At 71.3% G+C, this 24,141-nt stretch carries 19 protein-coding genes; 13 read left to right on the plus strand and 6 right to left on the minus strand.

All coding sequences use genetic code 11. The annotated features are described in order from the left end of the window. The first annotated feature begins 7 nt into the window (after positions 1-7). The 7 genes from IFU11_RS06090 to IFU11_RS06120 all read left to right on the plus strand — a co-directional run bounded on the left by IFU11_RS06090 (position 8) and on the right by IFU11_RS06120 (position 8,327). On the plus strand, positions 8-775 hold the full coding sequence (locus IFU11_RS06090; protein WP_192018471.1) for an SDR family oxidoreductase: 768 nt from the start codon (positions 8-10) through the stop codon (positions 773-775). A 64-nt stretch (positions 776-839) separates the two neighbouring features. Continuing rightward, complete coding sequence (locus IFU11_RS06095) at positions 840-1,895, plus strand: DUF4432 family protein (protein ID WP_192018472.1); 1,056 nt, start codon at positions 840-842, stop codon at positions 1,893-1,895. Between the two features lie 159 nt (positions 1,896-2,054). Next, complete coding sequence (locus IFU11_RS06100; RefSeq protein ID WP_199862188.1) at positions 2,055-3,464, plus strand: FGGY-family carbohydrate kinase; 1,410 nt, start codon at positions 2,055-2,057, stop codon at positions 3,462-3,464. An 88-nt stretch (positions 3,465-3,552) separates the two neighbouring features. Beyond that, entirely contained in the window at positions 3,553-4,473 is a 921-nt protein-coding gene (locus IFU11_RS06105; protein WP_197479028.1) for a hypothetical protein, read from the plus strand. Between the two features lie 87 nt (positions 4,474-4,560). Further along, on the plus strand, positions 4,561-5,550 hold the full coding sequence (locus tag IFU11_RS06110) for a LacI family DNA-binding transcriptional regulator (protein ID WP_191941509.1): 990 nt from the start codon (positions 4,561-4,563) through the stop codon (positions 5,548-5,550). A gap of 74 nt (positions 5,551-5,624) precedes the next feature. Beyond that, positions 5,625-6,785: a CPBP family intramembrane glutamic endopeptidase gene (locus IFU11_RS06115; protein ID WP_192018473.1), complete on the plus strand. Its 1,161-nt coding sequence runs from the start codon at positions 5,625-5,627 to the stop codon at positions 6,783-6,785. An 87-nt stretch (positions 6,786-6,872) separates the two neighbouring features. Then, on the plus strand, positions 6,873-8,327 hold the full coding sequence (locus IFU11_RS06120; protein ID WP_192018474.1) for an LCP family protein: 1,455 nt from the start codon (positions 6,873-6,875) through the stop codon (positions 8,325-8,327). 12 nt (positions 8,328-8,339) lie between these two features. On the opposite strand, the gene IFU11_RS06125 is transcribed toward IFU11_RS06120, so the two are convergent. Both IFU11_RS06125 and IFU11_RS06130 read right to left on the minus strand, forming a co-directional pair. Then, a complete protein-coding gene (locus IFU11_RS06125; protein ID WP_192018475.1) occupies positions 8,340-9,245 on the minus strand; it encodes a LysR family transcriptional regulator in 906 nt (301 codons plus the stop codon). Positions 9,246-9,376: 131 nt separating this feature from the next. Next, a complete protein-coding gene (locus IFU11_RS06130) occupies positions 9,377-10,240 on the minus strand; it encodes an endo alpha-1,4 polygalactosaminidase (RefSeq protein ID WP_192018476.1) in 864 nt (287 codons plus the stop codon). A 61-nt stretch (positions 10,241-10,301) separates the two neighbouring features. Here IFU11_RS06130 and IFU11_RS06135 point away from each other — a divergent pair, with 61 nt between their 5' ends. The 3 genes from IFU11_RS06135 (at position 10,302) to IFU11_RS06145 (ending at position 13,520) form a co-directional block, all read left to right on the plus strand. Continuing rightward, positions 10,302-10,496, plus strand: a complete 195-nt coding sequence (locus IFU11_RS06135) for a hypothetical protein (RefSeq protein ID WP_191941504.1) — start codon at positions 10,302-10,304, stop codon at positions 10,494-10,496. A 99-nt stretch (positions 10,497-10,595) separates the two neighbouring features. Beyond that, on the plus strand, positions 10,596-11,171 hold the full coding sequence (locus tag IFU11_RS06140) for an isochorismatase family protein (RefSeq protein ID WP_371742743.1): 576 nt from the start codon (positions 10,596-10,598) through the stop codon (positions 11,169-11,171). 78 nt (positions 11,172-11,249) lie between these two features. Beyond that, on the plus strand, positions 11,250-13,520 hold the full coding sequence (locus tag IFU11_RS06145) for an MMPL family transporter (protein WP_192018478.1): 2,271 nt from the start codon (positions 11,250-11,252) through the stop codon (positions 13,518-13,520). Between the two features lie 94 nt (positions 13,521-13,614). Here IFU11_RS06145 and IFU11_RS06150 read toward each other — a convergent pair whose 3' ends face one another. Together IFU11_RS06150 and IFU11_RS06155 are read right to left on the minus strand one after the other, a co-directional pair. Further along, entirely contained in the window at positions 13,615-14,409 is a 795-nt protein-coding gene (locus IFU11_RS06150) for an alpha/beta fold hydrolase (protein WP_371742728.1), read from the minus strand. Positions 14,410-14,443: 34 nt separating this feature from the next. Beyond that, positions 14,444-16,168 (minus strand): thiamine pyrophosphate-binding protein, encoded by a 1,725-nt coding sequence (locus IFU11_RS06155; RefSeq protein ID WP_191941501.1) that lies wholly within the window; start codon positions 16,166-16,168, stop codon positions 14,444-14,446. A gap of 223 nt (positions 16,169-16,391) precedes the next feature. Between IFU11_RS06155 and IFU11_RS06160 the strand changes: the two genes are divergently transcribed. Beyond that, positions 16,392-17,579 (plus strand): DUF4192 family protein, encoded by a 1,188-nt coding sequence (locus IFU11_RS06160; protein ID WP_191941500.1) that lies wholly within the window; start codon positions 16,392-16,394, stop codon positions 17,577-17,579. On the opposite strand, the gene IFU11_RS06165 is transcribed toward IFU11_RS06160, so the two are convergent. Beyond that, entirely contained in the window at positions 17,564-19,021 is a 1,458-nt protein-coding gene (locus IFU11_RS06165) for a helix-turn-helix transcriptional regulator (RefSeq protein WP_191941499.1), read from the minus strand. The two genes, IFU11_RS06160 and IFU11_RS06165, sit on opposite strands and share 16 nt — an antisense overlap. Positions 19,022-19,144: 123 nt before the next feature. Between IFU11_RS06165 and IFU11_RS06170 the strand changes: the two genes are divergently transcribed. Together IFU11_RS06170 and IFU11_RS06175 are read left to right on the plus strand one after the other, a co-directional pair. Next, entirely contained in the window at positions 19,145-21,010 is a 1,866-nt protein-coding gene (locus IFU11_RS06170) for a phosphoenolpyruvate carboxykinase (GTP) (protein WP_192018479.1), read from the plus strand. A gap of 377 nt (positions 21,011-21,387) precedes the next feature. Beyond that, positions 21,388-22,140 carry a hypothetical protein gene (locus tag IFU11_RS06175; protein WP_192018480.1) on the plus strand — a complete coding sequence of 251 codons (753 nt, stop codon included), beginning with the start codon at positions 21,388-21,390 and terminating at the stop codon, positions 22,138-22,140. Positions 22,141-22,209: 69 nt separating this feature from the next. On the opposite strand, the gene IFU11_RS06180 is transcribed toward IFU11_RS06175, so the two are convergent. Then, on the minus strand, positions 22,210-24,138 hold the full coding sequence (locus IFU11_RS06180; RefSeq protein WP_192018481.1) for an ABC transporter ATP-binding protein: 1,929 nt from the start codon (positions 24,136-24,138) through the stop codon (positions 22,210-22,212). Positions 24,139-24,141 lie beyond the last annotated feature (3 nt).

Below are 24,141 nucleotides of genomic sequence, written 5' to 3' on the forward strand. Positions count from 1 at the left end.
ACCGCACATGTTCTCTGACCTCCACGGCCGCACGGCCGTCATCACCGGCGGGGCCCGCGGGCTCGGCTACTCGATCGCCACGGCGCTCGCCGCGCAGGGCGTCCAGGTGGCGCTGCTCGACCTCCTGCCGACCGTCCACGAGTCGGCCGAGCGGTTGGCGTCCGAGTACGGCGTCCGCACCTCGGCGCATGCGGTCGACGTCACCGACGCCACCGCCGTCGAGGCCGCCTTCGCCGCCGCGGAGGCCGAGCTCGGCGCGCCGTCGCTGCTCGTGACCGCCGCGGGCATCACCATCTGGGGCGACAGCGTCGACGTGCCGGCGGACACCTGGCGGAAGGTGCTCGCCGTGAACCTCGACGGCACCTTCTTCGCCGCGCAGTCTTTCGCCCGTCGTGCCATCGCGGCGGGCCGGCCCGCCTCGGCGGTCTTCATCTCGTCGATGTCGGCGTTCATCGTGAACCAGCCGCAGTTCCAGGCCTCCTACAATGCCTCGAAGGCGGCGGTCAGCCACCTCGCGTCGTCGCTAGCCGTCGAGTGGGCATCCTCCGGTATCCGCGTCAACGCGATCGCCCCCGGGTACTTCCTCTCGGACATGACCCGCGAGTTCACCGAGGCGAACCCCGACCTCGCCGCCGAGTGGACCGCGGACATCCCGGCGGGCCGGATGGGGCAGCCGGAGGACCTCCACGGGCTCGTCCTGCTGCTCGCTTCCGACGCCTCCTCGTACCTCACGGGCCAGAGCCTCGTCATCGACGGCGGCTACACCGCCCTCTGAGCCGGCCCCACCCGCCGAACCATTCGACCCGACCGCACCGACCGCACCGACCCGAGGACCCGCCATGACGACGACGCCGCCCGAACAGACGCCTGACGACCAGGCCGACCGCGACGCCGTGTGGGGCGCCCGGCGTCGACGCTTCGTCGAAGCCCGATCCGGTGCCGTCGAGCGTGCGTGGGCTCCGCGTGCGGTCCGCGTCGACGACGGGCCGGCGACGGGCCGGCGCCAGATCGAACTGCGCCACCTCGGCGGACTCGAGGTCGCGGTCGAGGTCGACCAGTTCCTCGACCTCGGCGAGGCCTCCTGGAACGGCGAGGTCGTGTCCTTCGTCGCGCCGACGACCGCTCCGCAGGCCGAGAGCTGGGCCCGTCGCTGGCAGGGCGGTCTGCTGACGACCTGCGGGCTCACCGCGGTCGGTGTGGCCGCGGAGGCGGACGGTGGGATGCACGGTCGGGCGCATCGCATCCCGGCGACCCTCACCCGCCGCGAGGGGCGATGGACCGCGGCGGGCCGGTACGAGCTCCTCGTCGACGGTCTGCTCCGCGAGGGCGCCGTCTTCCAGCAGAACCTCACGGTGACCCGCAGCATCCGAGCCGAGGTCGGCGTCGCGCGAATCCGTCTGCACGACGTCGTCCGGAACGAGGGGTTCGTCGCCGAGCCGGTGCGCCTGCTCTACCACGTGAACCTCGGCTGGCCGGTGCTGCACGGCGGTGCCGTCGTGGCGGCCGAGGCCGACGTCCCCGGCGGGGCGGGGTCCGAACGCCCGGACGCCGGTGGCTGGCGGCGGGTGATCGGCGAGCCCGAACCGGCTGCCGACGAGCAGGTCGACGCCCTCGACGCGGTCGCCGGGCCCGACGGCTGGTCCATCGCGACCCTGTCGGGCGAGGCAGGCACGGTCACGGTCCGGTTCCGGCCGGAGCAGTTGCCGTTCCTCACGGTGTGGCGGAGCACGGCCGCGGGGTCGTACGCCCTCGGCATCGAACCCGGCACCTGCTGGCCGAGTCACGCGGCCGGTCCGGATCGCGGGAAGGCGGGCCGGATCGTGGAGCCCGGGGAGTCGTTCGAAGTCGACCTCGAGATCGTGTTCGAGCCGGCGGTGGACGACTTCGGCGACTGAGCCCACCGGCCTCCGCCACCGTCAGGTACCCGGTTTCCGAAGAATTCATGCTGGGGTATGTCATCGATGACATGAACGAGGTATGCTCGCCATGACATCGATGACATGGAGTCATCGTCGGAAGCCGACACGGACGTCGGAACCTGAACGGACACCGCCGTGCACCCTGCTGCGAACCTCGACTCGACCGCCGTCACCTCCGTGGCCTCGGATCGACTCGTCGCCGGCCTCGACCTCGGCAGCACCGGCGTCAAGATCCTCGTGACCGACGCCGACGGCGCCGAGGTCCTCATCCACCAGCTGCCCACCCCGTGGCTCGCCGGTCCAGGCGGCACGACCGTGATGGAGGCGGCATCCCTCATCGCCACCGTCCGGGAGCTCCTCGACCACGTCGGTGCAGAACTCGTCGACCGGTTCGGGCCGGCCGCGCGGGTCCGGGCCCTCGCCGTCTCCGGCATGGGGGAGTCCGGGATCGTCCTCGACGCCGTCGGCCGGCCCGTCGCGCCCGCCATCGCCTGGTTCGATCCGCGCGGCGCCGAACAGCTCGCGGCCCTCCCGGCCGAGATCGCCGAGCAGTTCGCCGGTCGGACCGGCCTGCCGCTCGGCGTGCAGGTCTCGGTCATCAAGCTCCTCCACCTCCGTGACGCCGGACTCGACCTCGCCGGAACGCGCTGGCTCAACCTGCCGGAGTACCTCGTCTCGGCGCTCGGCGGCGAGGAGGCCGCCGAGTACTCGCTCTCGTCGCGCACCGGCCTGCTCGACCAGGACACGGGTGAGCCGTGGCCCGAACTGCTCGACCACCTCGGCGTCGACGCGTCGTTCCTCCCGCCGTTCACCGACGCCGGTGCCCCGCTCGGCGCCGCGAGCAGCCCGTGGGTGCCGCCGGTCTTCTCCGGTGCGGCCCTGACCGTCGCCGGCCACGACCACCTCGTGTCGGCCGTCTCCACCGGCTCGTTCCCCGCCGAGCGGTACCACGTGTCGATGGGCACGGCCGAGGTCCTGCTGCGACGCCTCGACGAACCACTCCCGTTCGCCGCCCGGGAGCGCCTCGCCGAGGTGTTCATCAACTGCGTCCGTCACGTCGTGCCGGGTACCTGGGTGCTCGTCGCCGGTGTCAAGACCGGCCTGCTCATGCGTCGCACCCTCCAGCTCGTCGGGGTGACCGACCGCGCAGGGCGCGACCGCCTGGACGACGAGGTCATGGCGCTTCCGGCGGGCGGGCTGCTCGGTGACGGCGACATCTCGGTCGCGGGCGCCCGGAACGACGACGGCGTCCTCAAGCTCACGGTCCGCGCCGACGGCGCGGGACCGGCAGAGGTCTTCGAAGCGGTGCTCCGGCACGGCAACGACGAACTCGCCGTGCTCATCGCGGCGATGGACCGCGAGGTCGCGCCGGCCACCTCGGCGCTGCTCACCGGCGGCTGGGCGAGCATGCGGTCCGTGCAACGCGCCCGAGCGGCCGTCCTGCCCGGTGTGCAGGTGTCGCACCGGTCCCAGGACACGGCATACGGCGCAGCCGTCTTCGCCGGGGCCCTCCTCGAACCAGCCACCTCCCGATCACATCCCTGACCGACCGACCACCCGACGACCCAGACCGATCCTCCCCGGCGCGACCGCTGCCGGGATCAGACCCCATCCGAAGCACAAGGAGCACCTCATGAACGCAGTAGCCACCAGGACCAACGAGCTGACGACGCTCGAACGCCGCGCCATGGCCACGATCAGCACCCCGGGCGGCGGCATGCTCATCGTCGCCGGCGACCAGCGCAACGGCATGAAGGCCGTCATGACCGACGCCCCGAACGGCGCGGCCGGCATCAGCCGTGACGAACTCGCCGAGGCCAAGAGCGACCTCGTCCGGTTCCTCGGCAACCACGCACCGGCCATCCTCCTCGACCCGGAGGTCGCCCTCCCGCTCGTCGTCGACGAGCGCACCCTCTCCCGCACGACCGGTCTCGTCGTCGGCATGGATTCCTCGGGCTTCGACACCGAGAACGGTCTGCGCCGGACGAAGTACGTCCCCGGCATGGACGCCCGTCGGGTCCGCGAACTCGGTGGCGACGCCGCCAAGATGCTCTTCTACCTGCGCTCCGACCAGCGGGAGGCCGAGCAGGTCGTCATCGACGAGATCGCCCGCCTCGTGGAGGAGTGCACCGCCGAGGGCGTGCTACTCATCGTCGAGATCCTCGTCTACCAGCTCGACGGCGAGAGCGACGAGGCCTACGCCGAGATCTTCCCCGAGCTCGTGCGCGGCGCCGCGGAGATCTCCGTCGCCGCCGGTTCCAAGGTCCTGAAGCTCCAGTACCCGGGCTCCGCCGAGGCCGCCGCAGCCGTGACCGAGGCCGCCGCCGGTGTGCCGTGGGCCGTGCTCTCCGCCGGCGTCGACCACGAGACCTTCGTCGGCCAGGTCCGCACCGCGGTCGAGAACGGTGCCGGCGGCGCGATGGCCGGTCGTTCGCTGTGGAAGGATAGCCTTTCGATCTCGTCGGCGAAGCGTGAGGAACTGCTCACGAACCGTGCGCTGCCTCGCCTCCGTGAGCTCGAGCAGGTCATCGAGACCGCGCTCGCCGGTCGCTGACGGATCGCGGGCGGCGTCCTCGGTCGCCGCCCGCGAACCAGCCCGATCCGACCACGCCACGCAGGTGGAACCACCCGAGGAGCAGCCATGGCCACGATGCAGGACGTGGCGTCCCTCGCCGGAGTGAGCTCGAAGACGGTCTCCCGCGTGTTCAACGACGACCCGCACGTGCTCCCGGAGACGCGGTCGCGGGTCGAATCGGCCATGCGGGAGCTGAACTACGTCCCGAACGTCCTGGCGCGCACCTTCCGCGCCGGGCGGTCCTCCTCTGTCGGCGTCGCGGTCCCGGACGTCGTCGACCCCTTCTTCGCCGCGGTCGTCCGCGCCGTCGAGGAGGTCTGTTCGGTCTCGGGCATCACCACCCTCGTCACGAGCATCGGCGACGACCCGGCGCGCGAGCGTGCCGTGCTCGACTCGCTGCTCCGGTCACAGCTCATGGGGCTCGTCCTCGCGCCTGTCGCGGAGGACCAGTCGTGGCTCGCGCCGTGGGCCGAGCACACGCCCATCGTGTTCGTCGACCGCGCCCCCGGTGGACTCGACGCCGACAGCTTCGTCGAGGACGACCACCGCGGCGCCTACCTCGCGACGAGGCACCTGCTCGAGCACGGGCACACCCGCGTTGCCTTCATCGCCGACTCGGCACACCCGCCGAGCACCCGTCGCCGGCTCGAGGGCTACCGTTCGGCGCTCGCCGAGAGCGGGATCGACCTCGACGACGCCCTCGTCAGCCTCGACGCGACGGATCGCGAACCGGCTGCCGCCGTGGTCGACGGTCTCCTCGCCCTCGCCTCCCCGCCGACGGCCCTGTTCTCGGCGAACGCGCGGGTGACGATGGCGCTCGTCCCAGCGCTGCGCTCACGCGGGATCGCCTCGCTCGGCTTCGGCGACTTCCCGATGGCCGACCAGCTCGATCCGGCCGTCAGCGTCATCGAACAGGACCCGGCACGCCTCGGCCGCTTGGCCGCCACCCGGGCGCTCGCCCGCTTCGGTGACGCGGACGGCGAGCACGAGCGCAGCACCGTCGTCCCCGTCGGTCTCCTCCTGCGGGAGTCCTGCGGCTGTCACCTCACCGCGTGATCCCCCGGGCGGCGGATGCGCCCCGCGCCGTCGCTCCGTAGCGTGGGAAGCTGTTCGCGACCACGGGGGATCACATGCAGCGACCGGACGACACACCGACCGAGGGCGGCTGGGCGCCGATCGGACAGCCCGCGCCTGGACCGATCCGGACGCCGCTCGCCGACGGATCGCCGGCACCAGCACCAGCACCGACCGCGGGCCCGGTGATCGGTGCCGCCGGGCGGGCCGTGCTCGCGCAGCAGCCGGAGTCGGCGGCGGACCGCCAGCGCCGGCGCAACCGCGAGCTGGCCCCGATCCTGCCCGCCAGGGTCCCGTGGGTCGCCGTCACGGTCTTCACCGTGCTCGCCGTCGGCCTCGCCTGGCTCATCGCCGCACCGCTGTGGCTGTCCGGTGAAGGACTCGCGAACCCCTGGTTCCAGCTCATCGCCCTCGGCATGATGTACACCCCGACCATCGCCGCGCTCGTCGTGGTGCTGTTCGTCGCCCGCCCGAGGAGCATCCCGCGGCTGCTCGGACTCGCGCCGCTGCGTCCCCTCGGCCGGACCCTAGGGCTCTGCGCGGCGGCGCTCGTCGGTTTCCCGGTCCTCGCGTTCTGTTCCATGCTGCTCGGGCAGGCCATGGGGCTCATCGAGCTCGACCTCGTCGGCCTGTCCGGTCTCGCCGCCATCATGACCGCCTCGGGCGCCGGCGAGCTCGGGCGGGACGACCTCACCACGGTCGCCCTGGTCCAGCTCCTCACCCTGCCCCTCGGCGTCCTGGTGGCATCGCTGTCCGCGTTCGGGGAGGAACTCGGCTGGCGCGGCTGGTTGCTGCCGAACCTCCTGCCGCTCGGCACCTGGCCCGCCCTCCTGCTGTCCGGGGCGATCTGGGGCGTGTGGCACGCACCGCTCATCCTCCTCGGCTACAACTACCAGCGGACCGACGTCCTCGGCCTGCTCCTGATGGTGGGCTGGTGCATGCTGCTCGGCGTCCTCATCGGCTGGTTGCGGCTCCGCTCCGCCTCGGTCTGGCCGGCGGTGATCGCCCACGGCGCGGTGAACGCCGCCGTCGGGGCGCTGCTGCTCTTCGCCAGCCCGACGTCGATGCAGGACACCGGCAGTGTGTTCGGCACCCTGCTCGGCTGGCCGGGCTGGATCCTCCTCGCAGCGACGACGCTCATCCTGGTCGTCAAACCGGCCAGTTCGGCAATCGTGCGGTGCCCGGACTGCGTGGCTCGGAGGTCGCCTCGCCCGTGAGCTGATCCTCCGACGCATGCGCGCCGCGTATGAGTCGCACCGGGCAGGCTGCTTGTCCGCCGCTTCGACGCTTGGTGCACTGGGACGATGCGCAGACCCGATCTCCCCGAGGCACCCGTCCGCCCACGTGCCGCCCACGCTCGCCGTCACGGCGGTGGGGTGAGCGCACGGGTCCGCCGTCGGCGCCTCATCGTCGGCATCGCAGGCGGCCTCGTGCTCGCGCTCCTCGGGGGTGTCGGTGCGCTCGCGCTGCGCCTGCAGGGCAACCTCAGCTCCGAGGCCATCGCCGCCCCGACCGGACGTTCGACCGAGCCCGCGCAGCCGGGCGCACCGGACCCGGCGATCAACGTCCTCCTCCTCGGCTCCGACAGTCGTGACCTCGCGGTCGGCGACTACGGCGAGGACACCGGCACCAAGCGCAGCGACGCGATGGTGCTCGTGCACGTCTCCGAGGGCAACACCCGGATCGACGCGATGCAGATCCCACGTGACACGCTGACCGACCTGTCGATGTGCACGGACACCGGGCGGGGGACGCCCGACGACTACGGGATGGTGAACGCGGCGTTGAACTCGGGGGCCGCCTGTTCAGTCGCCGCGGTGCAGGCGATGACCGGTGTGCCGATCGACCACTTCGTCGAGCTCGACTTCAGCGGCTTCCAGGCGATCGTCAACGGCATGGACGGGCTGGCGGTGTGTCTGCCGTCGGACATGGAGGACCCCTATTCGAACCTCGCGTTGCCCGCCGGAGCGCAGGTCATCGACGGGACGCAGGCGCTCGCGCTCGCCCGTACCCGGCACGCGGTGGGTGACGGCAGCGACATCTCGCGCCTCGGCAACCAGCAGATGGTGATGTCCGCGATCGTGCAGCGGGCGCTGAGTGCCGAGGTGCTCACCCGGCCGGACCGCCTCATCCGCTTCCTGGACGCGGTCACCTCATCGCTCACCGTCGACACCGCGCTCGGCGACCTCGCGAGCCTGACCTCGCTCGCGCACCGGGTCTCGCAGGTGCCGGCCTCGGCCATCACCTTCCTGACGATGCCGTGGACCGAGGCGCCGTCGGACGCCAACCGGGTCGTCCCGAGTGATGACGCCGCGATCGTCTTCTCGAGCCTCGCCACCGATGTCCCGGTGCCGATCGCGGGAACCGCTGACGCGTCCCCCGCCGAGCCGGTCGCCCCGGTCGAACCGGTGCGGGTCGAAGCGGTCAGCGTCCTCAACGGCTCGCAGACGAACGGGGTCGCGACGGCGACGGCCGACCGACTGACCGCCCTCGGCTACACCGTCGCGTCGATCGGCGACGCGGAGACGGACACCCCGGTCACGGTCCTGCTCGCGCGCGACTCGGACGCGGCCCGGGCGACGGCCGCCTCCCTCGCCCAGGAGTTGGGGATCACGGTCGTCGTGAGCGGCGAACCGGGGCCGGACGAGGAGGACGTCGTGCTCGTCATCGGCGACGACTTCGCCTCACTGACCCCTCCTGCCGCGCCCGCGCCCGTCGAGGTCGAGTCCCGCAACGCCGCCGCGGACCTCTGCGGCTGACCCGGGGCGTCGTCAGTCCCCGGGTGGGACCCGCTCCGCCAAGCGGAGGAAGGCACTCACGGCGGGGGTCCCGACGCTGTCGTGGCGCACGAGCAGGCCGATGCTCCTCGTGACCGGTGTCGGGAACCGGCGGACCCGGGCGCCGTTCGCCGCCGCCCAGTCGGCGAGCCGCTCGGGGACCACGGTCAGCCCGACGCCGGCGGTCGCGAACCGGGTGAGCGCGTCGCGCTGGGTGGTCACGATGACCCGCGGTGGCTGCACGCCGAAGCGGGCGTAGGCCTCGTCGGTCACGGCGCGCATCGACGTCCCGCGCGGAAGGGTCACCAGGGTGTGGGCAGCCAGCTCGTCGCCGGTGATGGTCGGCGGCGTGTGCTCGGCCTCGCGCTCGGCGACGGTCCTGAGGCCGGGGAGGACGATCGCGAACCGCTGTTCCTCCAGGAGCCGCACCTCGACACCGGGGCCGGCGGTGGCCACATCGGCCACACCGAGGTCGATGCGCCCGAGGTCGATGGCGTCGAGCAGTTCGGCGGAGTCGACGGCGCCCGTGACCTCGATGCGGACGTCGGGGTGCGCGGCGTGGAACCGGGCGACGAGCTCCGGGACGTGGGTCGCGACGAGCGAGGGGAGCGCACCGATCCGGAGCGTGCCGGCGGTGAGCGCCTGCTGGGCGTCGGCGAGTGCACGGAGCCCGTTCGCCTCCTGGAGCATCCGCCTCGCCGGGCCGAGCACGGACCGTCCGGCGTCGGTGACCTGCATGCGCCGACCGACCCGTGTGAAGAGCGCGAGCCCGAGGTCCGTCTCGCAGCGTTGGATGCGTCTCGTGAGCGAGGGCTGCGAGATCCGGAGGACGTCGGCCGCTGCGGCGTACGAGCCGTAGTCGACGACCGCGACGACCGCTTCCAATTGCTCCAGGTTCATGCGTCGTGGGTCCGGATCATGCCTCCACGCTACCGACACCTGCTGGACATGCCTGGGCGCCGGGGGTCCGCCCCGCAGCAGGACGCTTCGCCTTGGAACCTCCTGCCCCGGAGCGGATCTCCTGCCGGTGCCTACCGAGCGCAGGCGTCGAAGACGTGGGCGGGGTCGTCGGCCGTCCGGAGGTCGCGGTCGCGCAGGATCGTTGAGAAGGGGACCTGCGGATCGGCGCACACCTCGTCGAAGGTGCCGCGCAGGTCGTCGGTGTACTCGATGTCCAGCACGGCGCCTCCGTACACCTCGGTGTAGGTGGCGCACTCGTCGAAGCGGTGGCACTCCTCCGCGACGGCGAAGTCGAACCCGACGTCGTCCCGACCTCGCGTGCCGAGCTCGGCGGCGTTCTTCTGCCCGATGAGGAGACCCGCGTCGTGGGCGAGGTCGGCGTACCGGGTGGCGAGGGCGATCGCGTCCTCAACGGTGAGTCGACCGTCGGACCGGGTGTACGAGTCGAGGTTGTCGATCTCGACGGCGTCGAAGCCGGCCTCCGCGCAGCGGGTGATGCTCGCGCCGACCCGCTCGGCGATCCGTGCGCGACGGTCGTCGGTGGAGAGGTCGAAGATGAGTTCGTCGGGCCAGTTCTCGTCGATGACCGGTTCACCGGCGTCGTCGGTGAGGACGAGGTCCGGCTCGGCCAGCCAGGCCTCGCGATCGGCCGGCTGGCTCTGGAACCCGTTGACGTAGCAGATGGAGTACCGGTCGGGGTCGGGGGAGTCGGTGCTGTCGCGGGCGACGCCGCCCACGCCGGCCGCCGGCTCGTAGCCGCCACCCAGCTGGTAGTCGAAGACGACGTCCGTAGGGAACCCGCCCGCTGAGTGGGTCGGTCCGGTGTCGGAGCTCGCACCGCTCGGGAAGGTGGAGCAGCCGGCGGCGGTGACCGCGAGCAGGAGGGCGGCGCCCGCCGCGATGAGCAGGTGCGCGCGACGGGGAAGACGGGTCATGGCTCCAGCCTAGGTCGCGGTCCCGTCCCGGGGTCGTCGTCCAGCCGGTACCGTTGGGGGCATGAAGTATCTGGTGTTGTTCTCCGCGGGTGCCGCGCTCATCGTGCTCGGGGTCGTCTTCGCGCTGCTCCTCGAGCTGCCGGTCGGGTTCCGGATCGCCGGGCTCGTGTCCATGCTCCTCGGCACCGTCGTCATGGGTGTGAACATCGGTCTCCAGTTCTTCGACCGCCGCAAGGAGCGCGCACGTCGGCTCTGAACCACGACGGCGCAACCACCTGACCCGGTCGGTTCCCCGGCGTTACCCTCGATGGAACCCACCTCCACCGAGGCGGGACGACGACAACCCGGAGGCATCGTGGCGCGCGCGCTCTTCATCATCGACGTACAGAACGACTTCACCGAGGGCGGTGCGCTCGGCGTGGACGGCGGCGAGGCCGTCGCCGCGGGGGTCACGCAACTGTTGACCGAGCACGGGGACGAGTACGCGCACGTGTTCGCCTCACGCGACTGGCACGACGCCGAGGGCGACAACGACGGTCACTTCGCGACGGGTAAGCCCGACTACGAGACGAACTGGCCGGTGCACTGCGTCGCGGGGAGTGCAGGCGCCGAGTACCACCACGCGCTCGACACCAAGAGCGTCGACACCCACATCCGCAAGGGCCAGGGCGCCCACGGATACTCGATCTTCGAGGGCGTGACGCCGGAGGGTCGGAGCCTCGACGAGGTCCTCACGGATGCCGGCATCACGGAGGTCGACGTCGTGGGTCTCGCGACCGACTACTGCGTCCGCCGCAGTGCGCTCGACGCCATCGAGCACGGCCTGCAGGTCCGCGTCCTCGCAGGACTCGTCGCGCCCGTCGACCGGGCCGCCGGGGATGCGGCGCTCGCCGAGATCACCGAAGCCGGGGGAGTCGTCGTCCCGGCCTGAACTCCGTCCCCGGCCGCCCGTCGCAGATAGTAAGCTAGCTGCATATTATTTCGAGCAGGGCGAGAACGGGGCGCGCGCATGACGCACGGACGACACGGCGGAACGCAGACGGACGCGGACACCCGGACGCAGCAGCGGGATCGGGCGGGTGCGCCGCGGTGGCTGCGGGTCGTGCTCCCCGCGGTCCTCATCCTCCTCTGGCTCACGGCCGCCGGTGTCGGCGGTCCGTACTTCGGGAAGGTGAGCGAGGTCGCGACCAACGACCAGACGAGCTTCCTCCCAGCGAGCGCGGACGCGACCGAGGTGCAGACGGCACTCGACGGGTTCCGGGAGGGTGACGACATCCCGGCCCTCGTGCTGTTCGTCCGCGACGGCGGGATCACCGACGAGGACCGGGCGGCGATCGACGACGAGCTCTCAGCCCTGTCCTCCACCGAGGGCGTCGCTGACGGCGTCTCTCCGGCCATCCCCTCCGAGGACGGCGACGCGATCGAGGTCTTCGTCCCGATCAGCGGTGACGCGGAGGTCGGCGACGTCGTCGAGGCCCTCCGTGCGCAGCTCGCCGAAGCTGCCCCGGCCGGCCTCGACGTCTTCGTCACCGGCCCGGCAGGGTTCACCGCCGACCTCACCGACGCCTTCGCCGGCATCGACGGCATCCTCCTCCTGACCGCGCTCGGCGCCGTCTTCCTCATCCTCATCGTCGTGTACCGCTCGCCGGTCCTCCCGTTCCTCGTGCTCGGCACCTCGCTGTTCGCCCTCTGCACCGCACTCCTCACCGTGTGGTGGCTCGCGAAGGCCGGCGTCGTCCTGCTGAACGGCCAGGTGCAGGGCATCCTTTTCATCCTCGTGATCGGTGCGGCGACCGACTACTCGCTGCTCTACGTCTCGCGGTACCGGGAGGCGCTCCGCGACCACGAGCGGCGGTGGGATGCGACGTGGGCGGCGCTCCGTGGATCGTTCGAGCCGATCGTCGCGTCGGGCGGCACCGTCATCGCCGGACTGCTCTGCCTGCTGCTCAGCGACCTGAACTCGAACAAGGCGCTCGGGCCGGTCGCCTCGATCGGGATCGTCTTCTCGGTCCTCGCGGCGCTCACCTTCCTGCCCGCGCTCCTGCTGGCCTGCGGTCGCACCTCGTTCTGGCCGCTGCGCCCGAAGGTCGGGAGCGAGCACCGTGTGCGCGCCTCGTCGACCGACGACTCCGCCGTGCCGACCACCGGTCTGTGGGGTGGGATCGCCCGCCTCATCTCCCGCCACGCCCGCGTCGTCTGGATCGGGAGCACCCTGCTCCTCCTGGTCGCGAGCCTCGGGGTCTTCCAGCTCAAGGCGGACGGCGTCGCCCAGAGCGACCTCATCCTCGGCACGTCCGAGGCCCGTGACGGTCAGGCCGCGCTCGGCGAGCACTTCCCGGCCGGCTCGGCGAGCCCCGTGTACGTCCTCACGCAGGAGGGTGATGCCGCGCAGGTCATCGGCATCCTCGAGGAGGCCGACGGTCTCGACAGCGTCCAGGTGCTGTCGAGCGACTCCGCGACCGGCACCGCGGACGCGACGGTGAGCGACGGGGAGGCGGTGTTCACGGCTCCCGCCGCGGGACCCCCGGGGACCCCGGTGGCGTCCGCCGAACCGACGGTCGACGACGGCCGCATCCTGCTCCAGGCGACGCTCGACGCGGCACCGGACTCGACGACGGCGGAGGAGAGCGTGCGACAACTGCGCTCGACCCTCGACGCCGAGGTCGGCACCCACACGCCGGTCGGCGGCGTCACGGCGACCGCCATCGACTCGAACGACGCGTCCATCCACGACCGGAACCTCATCATCCCCGTGGTGCTCGCCGTCATCCTCCTCATCCTCATGCTGCTGCTCCGCTCGGTGCTCGCCCCGGTCCTGCTGATCCTCAGCGTGGTGGTGTCCTTCGGGGCGGCTCTCGGGGTGTCCGCGCTCGTGTTCAACCACGTGCTCGGGTTCCCGGGCGCGGACCCGAGTGTGCCGCTCTACGGCTTCGTCTTCCTCGTGGCGCTCGGGATCGACTACAACATCTTCCTCATGACGAGGGTCCGCGAGGAGTCGCTGCGGGTCGGAACGAGGGCCGGCGTGCTGCGGGGGCTGGCGATCACGGGTGGCGTGATCACCTCGGCCGGACTCGTGCTCGCGGCCACGTTCGCGGCGCTGGGCGTCATTCCGATCCTGTTCCTCGCGCAGATCGCGTTCATCGTGGCGTTCGGGGTGCTCCTCGACACGATCATCGTCCGGACGCTGCTCGTCCCCGCCCTCAGCCACGACATCGGGAGCGCCATCTGGTGGCCGTCGAAGCTCGCGAAGGGTCGTGTCGAGCACCGGCACGCGGCCTGACCGAGGCGGACGAGGGAGGACTCCTTCCGGTCACTGAGCTTGTCGAAGTGCCCGCGGGCAGGTTCTCCGCATCGAGTACCTTGACCCCGGACAGCTACCCCTGCTCAGCGAGGAACGCCAGCACGGCGTCCTTGAACGCCCGCGACGAGACCGCGTTGAAGTGCTCGCGGCCGGGCAGCCCCACGTAGCGGGCACCGGCGGCTTCGGCGAGCCGCCGACTCCCGGCGGCGACCGCATCGTCGTCTCCGGTCACGAGCAACATCGGCGGCGGTGGCACCTCGGCCGTGCTCGGCTGTGGCCCTCCGCGCAGGCCGTCCACCAGGGCGATGAGTGCCTCCACGTCGTTGCCCGGGACACCCTCGGCCATCGTCACGTACGTGTCCGTGAGGGCGTGCGTGATCGTCGTCCCGGTCCTCACGTGGTGACGGGCCGCCTCCAGGTCGAAGTCGCGGAGCGAGTCGCCCTCGGGGAGGCCGCCGAGGCTGAGGGAGCGCACGCGGTCGGGGTGCCGGACACCCAACCGCCAGCCCACCCGGGAGCCCAGCGAGTACCCGAGATAGTGCGGCTCGTCGACGCCGTAGCCGTCGAGGACGGACAGGACGTCGTCGACGAGGATGTCGAGTCGGTACGCGGCGGGATCCGTCGGTTTGTCGGAGGCTCCGTGACCGCGTTGATCGAGGGTCAGCAGGCGGTATCCGGCGCGCGTCAGCGTGCGTGTCCACCCGGCGAGGTCCCAGTTGAGTCCGGCGCTCGAGGCGAAGCCGTGCACCGCGACGATCGTGCCGAGGTCGCCTGTGCCCGGAGCCGGTTCGTGGAGGTACGTCGCGATCCGGATGCCGTCCGTCGACATGACGTAGATGGGTGCGGTCGGGGCAGGCTGAGGAAGCACTCGTCAACGATACCCGCGGTGACGCCGCGCAGGCTCAGTCGACGGCGACCGGCCGTGGTCCCTGCTGCATCATCTCGGAGAGGTACGGGGCGACGACGCTCGTGGAGATGCGGCAGTCGAGCAGGAGGACGCCCTGCGCCCCGGCGTGGACCCAGTCGGTGAGTCCGTCGAGGTCCGCGAGCGTGTCGATCGTCACGCCCTGGCCCCCCAAGGCCCGCGCGAGGGCGGCGAAGTCGACCTCGTCGATGAGCATCGGGGTCTGGTCGAGTCCACGCGAGCCGTACTGGTGCACCTCGGCTCCGTAGGCGGCGTCGTTGAAGACCACGATCACGCCGCTCGGCACCGTGCGGATGACGGTGTCGAGGTCGGGGAGTGCCATGAGGCCGCCGCCGTCGCCGGTGCAGAGGACGGTTGTGCCCGTGTGCCCGGCCACCGAGGCACCGACGGCGCTCGGGAACCCGAGTCCGATCGACTGGTACGCCGTCCCGACCATGACGAGGCGGTCGGGGGAGGGGATGTCGAGGTACATCGGCGCCCAGCCGATGAAGTGACCACCGTCCTGCACGACCGTGCGGTCGGCCGGGAGCAGCTCATTGAGTCGGTGCGCGAGGCTGCGTGGGTCGAGGCGCCCGTCGGCGCACAGTCCGTCCCCGGACGAGCCGTCACCCAAATCGCGGTCGAGGTGCGGTGCGGGGCGGGCGGGACCGGCCGACGCGACCCATCCGGACCCCACGCCGTCGGCGAGCCGTTCCAGGAGACCTGCGGCTGCGAGGGCCGCGTCACCGTGGATGAGCTCGTCGACCCTGGCATTCGTCGGGGCGTCGGCGAGGTCGACCTGGATGACGTGCGCATCGTGGGCGAAGGCCTCGCCGAACCGCATCGTGAACTGGTTGAGGCCGGCGCCGACGACGAGCACGACGTCTGCTTCGGCGATGCGCCTCGCGGCGTGCTCCGTCGCGAAGCCGCCGGCCACCCCGAGATCACGGGGGCTGGAACCGAAGAGCCCGCGTCCGAGCGCCGTGGTCGCGGTGTGGGCGTCGAGCCGCTCGGCGAGCTCGCCGAGGACGGGTCCGGCGTCGGCCAGCCAGGCTCCACGCCCGGCCAGGATGAGCGGACGGTGTGCGCTGCGCAGAGCGGCGGCGGCGGTGTCCAGGCGCCTCGCGACGGGCTCCACGCGGGAGGGCCGGACGAGCGCCGGGTGGTGTGGTGTCCCGTCCGCCCGCAGCGGCTCGTCGGACGCCACGGCGGCGAGGTCGTAGGGGATCGCGAGCACGACCGCGGTCCGGCGGTGGACGGCGTGCTCGATGGCACGGAGCGTGGTCGCGGTGGCGTCGTCACGACCGACGGTGAAGGTCGGTGCACCGAGCCCGGCGGCGATCTGGAACTGGTCGACGTCCCAGGGGCGGGCCCCGGTGGTCGGGGCGTCACCGACGACGAGGATCAGCGGGATCTGAGCCATCACCGCCTCCGCGAGGGGCGTCAGGGTGTTGGTGAATCCGGCTCCGTAGGTCGCAGTCGCGGCAGCGAGACCGCCGCCCGCGCGGGCGTAGGCGTCGGCTGCGGCGACGCCCCCGGCCTCGTGGCGCATGGCGGTGAAGCGGGTCGTGGTAGCGGCGAGGGCGTCGAGGAGATGCGCGTTGCCGTTGCCCATGACACCGAACACCTCGGAGACATGGCGGCTGAGTGCCTGTGCCACCCGGGCGGAGACGGTGGAGGAGCGGATCGACGTGGGAACGGTCGACGAAGCGTGTTCGGACATGGGAGACCTTCGAGAACGTGGACGGATGGGATTCCGTGTGTGTCTCGCCGGTGCTGGCCGCGCTATCGCCCTTTTTTCGAGCAACGACCCCCGTGCTGCGGAGTCTGACGAGCACACTCTACTCCGCAGCGACCGCGCTGCACAGTGCGGCAGCGACAGCATCCGCTCCACATCCGTGACGCCTGCCGGACAGTCGGACCCGGGTTCGACGGAGGCTGGCTCCATGAACCACATCGTGCAGGCCAACGCGGCCGAAGACCTCCTCGCCCTCATCCCCGGACTCGTCGGAAGCACTCCGAGATCGAGTCTCGTCGTCGTCCTGTTCGCGGGCCGTTACAGCCGCGGCGCACTCCAGGTGCACCTGCCGGCCGGAACGGACGTCGACCGGCAGGTGGCGGACGCCGCCGCGGAGCGCGCCCTCGGGTTCGCCTGCCGGGCTCCGGGTGTCGACGCCATCGTGCCCGTGGTCTACACGGACGACGCGTTCGGAGCCGGGGCGGAGCCGCCGGGCAGGACGATCGCCGACGCCGTCCTGGAGCTGGCGAGCGCGCAGGGGTTCACGGTCAAAGACGCCCTCTGCTCGGCCGCCGACGGATGGGGCTCCTACCTCGACCCCGGACTCCCCGCCGGAGGGCGTCCGCCGGCGATCGTGGCCTCGGCGGCGGTCCCGCCGGTCCCACCGCTCCCCTGGGAGCTCGTCACGACCGAGGTCCCGTCGGTGGACGTGGCGACGTTCGCAGCCGTCGACCTCGAGTACCGGGTGCTCTGCGCTCGACTGGCCTCCATGCTCGACGCGGCCGCCGATCGCGCCCGCACGACCTGGCGGATCGACGTCGGAGACGCCGTGGAACGACTCGACGGCCTTCCTGCGGTCTTCGAGGACGCGCTCGCCCGCGGCGTCGAGGGGATGACCGCCCGGGAAGTGGCCTTCCTGTTGCTGAGCCTGTCACGCCCGTGGGCGAGCGATCTCGCACTCATGCAGTGGGCGTTCGGGCGCGAGCTGGGTGAGGAACTCGACGACGCCGAACGCGCGTACGGGCATCTGCCGGTCGGGACGGACGACCCGGAGGTGTTCCACCGGGTCGCCCACCTGCTGGTCGGCGACGGACCGCATCCCGATATCCAGCGCATCCGGGCGGCGAGCAGCCTGCTCCTCGGCGTCGCGGCGCGAGCGTCGGAGTCGGCACGCGTCGCGCCGCTCGCCATGCTCGCCTGGCTGTCGTGGGCGCTCGGCCAGAGCACGCGCGCGACCGCCTTCCTCGCAGAGCTGGTCGACGAGGAGCTGGACCACCCGCTGGCGGCGACCGTCGGGTCGCTGATCCGCCAGGGGCACCTCCCGGCCTGGGCGTTCTGCAGCGCCCCGGGAACACGCGTCGGCGTAGCCGCGCCGAGCGATCAGCCCGCCGCGTGACGCTCGAGGAAGTCGTAGACCTCGGAGTCGTCGACGCCCGGGAAGGTGCCGCTCGGCAGTGGGGAGAGGATGTGGGTGTGCAACCGGGCGCTCGGCCAAGCCTGCTCCCGCCACTTGTCGGCGAGGTCCGACGGTGGTCGACGGCAGCAGGTCGGGTCCGGGCAGGTGGAGACCGCACGCGTCGTGGTCTCCCGTCCGCGGAACCACTTCGCCTCGCCCCAGGGCACGCCGACCGAGATCGAGAACTCGCCGGCCTCGGTCGTGCCGGTCTGCGTCGCACACCAGAAGGTACCGGCCGGGGTGTCGGTGTACTGGTAGAGCTCCGTGGTGCGGTTCGTCCGCGCGAAGGCGTTCCGCGCGCTCCACTTCCGGCACACGATCTGGCCCTCCACCGCGCCCGTCACGTCGACGGGCAGCGGCAGAGCATCGTTCTCATAGGCCTTCGAGATCGCCCCGTCCTCGGAAACCCGCAGGAAGTGCAGGCGCATGTCGAGTCGGGCGGTCGCCAGGTTGGTCAGGCGCAGCGCCGCGGCCTCATGGGTGACCCCGAAGGCGTCGCGGAAGTCCTCGACGGCCAGGTTGCGGTCGCGCTTGGCCTGCTGCAGGAACGAGACCGCGGCCGTCTGCGGCATGAGCGCCGCCGCCGCGAAGTAGTTGATCTCGAGCCGTTGCCGGAGGAACTCCGCGTAGCTCGTCGGGCGCTGGTGCCCGAGCAGGCGGTGCGCCATCGCCTGCAGGGCCATGGACCGCAGGCCGTGCCCGCCGGGGATCGACGCCGGTGGCAGGTAGATGCGCCCGTTCTCGAGATCGGTGACGCTGCGGGCGGAGTGCGGCAGGTCGTTGACGTAGATGAGGTCGAAGCCGAGCTGTTCCGCCATGATGCTCACCGTGCGGTGGGTGAGCGCGCCGGTGCTGTGCCCGGCGCGCAGCACGCGCGACTCCGCGAGTTCCTCGATCTCGGGCAGGTGGTTGTCGCGCTCCCGCATCCACTCCCGCAACTCGGTGTTGGCACGCCGTGCCTCCTCCGGGGTCGCGATCGCCTCGTTTGCATGCCGCTGCAGTTCGCGGTGCAGGCCCACGAGTGCGCGGAGGGCCTCGTCCGGGATGCCCTTCGACGGCTTGACGATCGGCAGGGTCAACTCGCCGTAGAGCGCACTGCGCTGGAGGCGGTCCAGCTCGATCTCCAGCGCTGCGCGGGGGTTCGGTGCCTCCTTCGACAGGAGGTCGGTCAGGTCGATCCCGAGCGCGGTCGTCAGCTCCTGCAGGACCGACAGCTTCGGCTCGCGCTTCCCGTTCTCGATGAGGGAGAGCTGGCTCGCCGCCAGCCCGACCCGTTCGCCGAGGTCGTCGAGGGTGAGGCCTCGCCGGGTCCGGAAGTGCCGGATCCGATGGCCGAGCGTGAGGAGTTCGGCGGCGGCGGTCGATGCGGGAGTCGGAGTCATTCCTTCACCGTATCGAAAGAACAGTGATTCTTGAAGGGTGCAATACCGAGAAGATCGACCGAAACGGGCGCATGGTGGCTCTACGACCACTTCTTGACCGTCCCACCAACGCCGGAGGAACGCATGTCCATCGCAGAACTGATTCCCGACACCGCACCCGCTCCCGCCGCCCGCGCGGAGCTCCGAGCGGTGCCGCGCCCGAAGCGGAGCGGCCTCGCCGAGCTGCACGACTGGGTCGACGACCTGGCGGCCCTCCTGGAGCCGTCCGCGATCCACTGGGTCGACGGCTCCGCGAGCGAATCGCACCGGCTCACCCACCAGCTCGTCGAGGAGGGGAAGCTGATCAAGCTCAACCCGGAGTGGCGGCCGAACAGTTTCCTCGCCCGCAGCGATCCGCGCGACGTCGCGCGCGTCGAGGACCGCACCTTCATCTGCTCCGAGCAGGAGGAGGACGCCGGCCCGACGAACAACTGGCGCGATCCCGCGGTGATGCGCGACGAACTGCACGGGGTCTTCGCCGGCAGCATGCGCGGCCGCACGATGTACGTCGTGCCGTTCTCGATGGGCGCGGTCGGCGGGCCGCTCTCGCAGCTCGGCGTGCAGATCACCGATTCGGCGTACGCGGTCCTCAGCATGGGCATCATGACGCGGATGGGCGACCGCGTCCTTGAGCTCATCGCCGACGGACAGCCGTGGGTCCGGACCGTCCACTCGGTCGGCGCTCCGCTCGAAGCGGGGCAGGCCGACGTGGTCTGGCCGTGCAACGACACCAAGTACATCGTCCAGTTCCCGGAGACGCGCGAAGTGTGGTCGTTCGGTTCCGGCTACGGCGGTAACGCACTCCTCGCGAAGAAGTGCTTCGCGCTGCGGATCGCCTCGGTCATCGGACGCGATGAGGGCTGGTTGGCCGAGCACATGCTGCTGGTCCGGGTCGTCTCGCCGGAGGGCCGGGCGTTCCACATCGCCGCCGCGTTCCCCTCGGCCTGTGGCAAGACCAACCTCGCGATGCTGCGGCCGACGATCCCCGGGTGGACGGTCGAGACCCTCGGCGACGACATCGCGTGGATCCGGCCCGGCGACGACGGACGTCTGTACGCCATCAACCCGGAGGCCGGCTTCTTCGGGGTCGCACCCGGCACGGGCGCCGGCACGAATGCGACGGCCGTCGACACCCTGTGGGGCAACACGATCTTCACCAACGTCGCGCTCCGCGACGACGGAGACGTCTGGTGGGAGGGGCTGACCCCCGAGCCCCCCGCCCACCTCGTCGACTGGCAGGGGCAGGACTGGACGCCCGAGTCGGGGCGCCCGGCGGCCCACCCGAACTCGCGGTTCACCGTCGCGGCGGCACAGTGCCCGTCGATCGCCGACGACTGGGACGCGGCCGACGGCGTCCCGCTCGACGCGATCCTCTTCGGCGGGCGTCGTGCCACGAACGTTCCGCTCGTGGTCGAGGCCAGCAGCTGGGAGCACGGCGTGTTCATGGGTGCGACGATCTCCTCCGAGCAGACCGCCGCCGCCGAGGGCACGGTCGGGGAGCTCCGTCGCGACCCCTTCGCGATGCTCCCGTTCTGCGGCTACAACATGGCGGACTACTGGAGTCACTGGTTGCGGGTCGGCGGTGCACTCGAGCACGGCAAGGCGCCGCGGATCTTCCAGGTCAACTGGTTCCGGAAGGACGCCGACGGCTCCTTCCTGTGGCCGGGCTTTGGCGAGAACTCGCGGGTCATCGAGTGGATCGTGCGGCGGCTCGAGCACGAGGTCGACGCACGGGAGTCGGCGATCGGCCGGTTGCCGGTCCTCGACGAGCTGAACCTCGACGGCATCGACGTGCCGGACGCCGACCTCGACGCCCTGTTCGCCGTCGATCGCGAGTCCTGGCTCGTCGAGTGCGACCTCACCGAGTCCTTCTTCGACACCTTCGGCAGCCGCGTCCCGGCCGCCCTCCGTGCGGAACTCGCCGCCCTGCGCTACCGCCTCCGGTCCTGATCCTCGTCCTCCATTCGCCCAGTTTTGGGCGAATGGAGGTTCGTGCGCCCAAAGAGGGGCGAACGAACCGGCGACGAGGGCGCTCCACCGGCCGGAGATCGCGGCTGCTCGTCGACGTGAGGAGGGTGCGCCGGTCACGGACCGACCGATCGCGCGACGATCGAAGCATGATGCCGACCGATCTACCCGATCACCACGCCTTCTCCGTCCGCTCGGCGCTGGAGCAGGGCGTCTCGCCGGAGCGCCTCCGCACGACGCGTGTTCCAGCACCGTTTCCGGGGGTTCGGAGCTTCGCTGCACCACGCAGGGGCGCGGACCTGCCTCCCGAACAGCGTCATCTCGCGCACCTGGAGCTGTGTCGGGCATACGCACTGCGAATGGCACCGGCGCAGTTCTTCTCGCACCTGTCGGCCGCGCATCTCCTGGAGGCTCCGCTCCCGGCGCGGTTGCGCTGGGACGAGGTGCATGTCGGCGTCCGGCCGCCAGACCGAGCGCCCAGGGTTGCCGGGGTCGTCGGCCATCGCTTGGCGGGCCTCTTCGGCGATCCGGTCCTCGTCGAGAGGCTCGCGGTCGTGAGTCCCGCCGACATGTGGTGTCAGCTCGGACCGAGTCTCAACATCGATGAGCTGGTCGCAGTCGGCGATCATCTGATCCGTGAGCGTGGTGCCTCCGGCCGGTGGCTCCACCAGCGCCTTCCACCACTCTGCTCGCTCGACGACCTCGCAGCGGCGCTCAGCGGATCCCGGCATCTCGGCGCGGGGGCACTCCGTGCCGCGCTCCCGCAGATCCGCGCTGGTTCCGAATCACCGAAGGAGACGGAACTTCGTCTCGCCTTCGTTCGTGCCGGCCTCCCGGAGCCGGTGCTCAACCACGAACTCCGCGATCGCCGGGGGCGATTCATCGCACGTCTCGACCTCGCCTACCCGGCGTATCGTGCAGCGTTCGAGTACGACGGGCGCCAGCACGCCACCGACCCGGGTCAGTTCGCGAAGGACGTCGACCGGATCCATGCCGTCACCAGACTCGGCTGGTCCCATGACCGCTTCCTCGCACATCACCTGCAGGCGGGTGCCGCCGTCGCGATCGACCGAGCGCGCGAGCGCCTCATCGCGGCAGGATGGCGCCCGTGACTCCGTTCATTCGCCCATCTTTGGGCGACGGAGCACCCGTTCGCCCAAAAATGGGCGAATGAACCGGGGTCACACGAGGAGCTGGTGCTTGGCGAGTTCGCGGTAGAGCGGGACCTCGGTCACGAGGTCGCTGTGGGTGCCGACGCCGACCACCCGACCCTCCTCGAGGACGACGATCTGATCGCTGTCGACGACGGTCGAGAGCCGGTGCGCGATGACGATGAGTGTGCGTCCCGTCGCGACCGCGTCGATGGCCTCGCGCATCATCTGCTCGTTGACCCCGTCGAGGCTCGAGGTCGACTCGTCCAACAACAGGATCGGGGGAGCCGCGAGGATGGCGCGCGCGATGGCGAGGCGTTGCCGCTCGCCACCCGACAACATGATGCCGTCCTCGCCGACCGGGGCGGCGAGACCGAGCGGGTTGCGATCGAGGACCCCACCGAGGTTGACCGCGTGCAGCACGCGCTCGCAGTCGGCGTCACTCGCATCCGGTGACGACAGCAGCAGGTTGTCGCGCAGCGTGCCGGCGAGGACCGGGGCGTCCTGTTCCACATATCCGATCTGGTCCCGGAGGTCGGCGCGGGGGATCGTGCGGATGTCCACGCCGCCCAGGCGGATGGCACCGGCCGTCGGGTCGTAGAAGCGTTCGATGAGCCCGAGGATGGTGCTCTTGCCGGCGCCGGACGGCCCGACGAGCGCCGTACGTCTGCCCTGCATCGCGGCGAAGGACACCCCACGGAGGACCTGACGACCGAGCGCGGACTGCGCCTCGGTGAGTCGGGCGGCATCGGCGGTGACGACTTCCGGCGCGCTGGTGCCCTCACTCAGGGCCTCGGTCGCGAGCGCCTCCGCTGCGGCCCGTTCGCGCTCGATGACCGCCGCGTCCGGGTAGGCGAACTCGACGCCGTCGAACTCGATCGCCGGAGCGGACGCCGAGGCGGTCCCGGGACGTCCGACCCGCGCGGCGATGGCTGCGTCGTCGTCGCCCTCGTCGGGCAGGTCGAGGATCTCCTGGATCCGGCCGAGCGCTCCGAGCGCCTGGTTGACGCTCGTGATCGCGCCGAAGGCCTGGCCGAGCGGCATGATCATCATGAACAGGAAGAGGATGAACGCGACGAGACTCGCGATGGTGATGGCCCCGGACGCGACGCGGAACCCACCGACGCCGAGGACGACCAGGAACGAGGTCTGCATGGCGATGCCGGCGACCGGGACGACCAGCGAGGAGATCTTCGCGATCCGCACGCCGACGCCGTAGACCTCCTTGGCCACGCCGTCAACCGCGTCGATCTCGCGGTCGGTCGCGTTGGACGCCCGGATGGTGCGGATGGAGCTGATGGCGCGCTCGACCGCGGCGGCGAGCTCGCCCACCTTGGTCTGCTGCTCGCGGCTGGCGACGCGGATGCGTCCGCTCAGGGCGACGACCACGACGACCGAGACGATGACGACGAGGAGGGTGAGACCCAGCAGGACGGGGTCGATGATCGCCATGGCGATGAGCGCGCCGAGGAAGGTGATGGCGCCGCCGACGGCGTCCACGAAGCCCTGCGTCAGGACGGCGTAGAGCATGGTCGTGTCGCTGCCGACCCGCGAGACGAGGTCGCCGGTGCGGCGCGTGTCGAACTGGCTGATCGGCAGCCGGAAGATGCGCGCGATCAGCTGGCGTCGGGAGGAGTAGACGACCCCGGTGCCGGCGCGCTGCAGGAGGTAGTGCTGGTACCCGCTGATGACGCCGGAGACCACGACGAGCCCGACGAGGAGCCACGCCAGGTTGCCGAGCGACCGGCCCGCTTCGACGACCCCGATCACCTGGCTGACGATGAGCGGCTGGGCGAGCGACGCGGCCGCTCCGATGACGCTCAGGATGATGACGACGATGAGGATCGAGCGGTGCTCGAAGATGTACGGCATGAGCTGCTTGAGGCTCGCGCGGGGACCGTCGTCCTTCGGTCGGCTGAACGGGTTTCGGCTGCGTGCCGGGCGCGCTGGGGTGCTCATGGT

Origin of the sequence: Plantibacter sp. CFBP 8804 (assembly GCF_014841225.1) — a bacterium.
GTDB classification, from domain to species: domain Bacteria; phylum Actinomycetota; class Actinomycetes; order Actinomycetales; family Microbacteriaceae; genus Plantibacter; species Plantibacter auratus.

What these genes read in the sequence shown, in the direction of transcription:
- IFU11_RS06090 (WP_192018471.1), top strand. Translation starts at nt 8, where the DNA reads ATGTTCTCTGACCTCCACGGCCGCACGGCCGTCATCACCGGCGGGGCC.
- IFU11_RS06095 (WP_192018472.1), top strand. Translation starts at nt 840, where the DNA reads ATGACGACGACGCCGCCCGAACAGACGCCTGACGACCAGGCCGACCGC.
- IFU11_RS06105 (WP_197479028.1), top strand. Translation starts at nt 3,553, where the DNA reads ATGAACGCAGTAGCCACCAGGACCAACGAGCTGACGACGCTCGAACGC.
- IFU11_RS06110 (WP_191941509.1), top strand. Translation starts at nt 4,561, where the DNA reads ATGGCCACGATGCAGGACGTGGCGTCCCTCGCCGGAGTGAGCTCGAAG.
- IFU11_RS06115 (WP_192018473.1), top strand. Translation starts at nt 5,625, where the DNA reads ATGCAGCGACCGGACGACACACCGACCGAGGGCGGCTGGGCGCCGATC.
- IFU11_RS06120 (WP_192018474.1), top strand. Translation starts at nt 6,873, where the DNA reads ATGCGCAGACCCGATCTCCCCGAGGCACCCGTCCGCCCACGTGCCGCC.
- IFU11_RS06125 (WP_192018475.1), bottom strand. Translation starts at nt 9,245, where the DNA reads ATGAACCTGGAGCAATTGGAAGCGGTCGTCGCGGTCGTCGACTACGGC.
- IFU11_RS06130 (WP_192018476.1), bottom strand. Translation starts at nt 10,240, where the DNA reads ATGACCCGTCTTCCCCGTCGCGCGCACCTGCTCATCGCGGCGGGCGCC.
- IFU11_RS06135 (WP_191941504.1), top strand. Translation starts at nt 10,302, where the DNA reads ATGAAGTATCTGGTGTTGTTCTCCGCGGGTGCCGCGCTCATCGTGCTC.
- IFU11_RS06145 (WP_192018478.1), top strand. Translation starts at nt 11,250, where the DNA reads ATGACGCACGGACGACACGGCGGAACGCAGACGGACGCGGACACCCGG.
- IFU11_RS06155 (WP_191941501.1), bottom strand. Translation starts at nt 16,168, where the DNA reads ATGTCCGAACACGCTTCGTCGACCGTTCCCACGTCGATCCGCTCCTCC.
- IFU11_RS06160 (WP_191941500.1), top strand. Translation starts at nt 16,392, where the DNA reads ATGAACCACATCGTGCAGGCCAACGCGGCCGAAGACCTCCTCGCCCTC.
- IFU11_RS06165 (WP_191941499.1), bottom strand. Translation starts at nt 19,021, where the DNA reads ATGACTCCGACTCCCGCATCGACCGCCGCCGCCGAACTCCTCACGCTC.
- IFU11_RS06170 (WP_192018479.1), top strand. Translation starts at nt 19,145, where the DNA reads ATGTCCATCGCAGAACTGATTCCCGACACCGCACCCGCTCCCGCCGCC.
- IFU11_RS06175 (WP_192018480.1), top strand. Translation starts at nt 21,388, where the DNA reads ATGGCACCGGCGCAGTTCTTCTCGCACCTGTCGGCCGCGCATCTCCTG.
- IFU11_RS06180 (WP_192018481.1), bottom strand. Translation starts at nt 24,138, where the DNA reads ATGAGCACCCCAGCGCGCCCGGCACGCAGCCGAAACCCGTTCAGCCGA.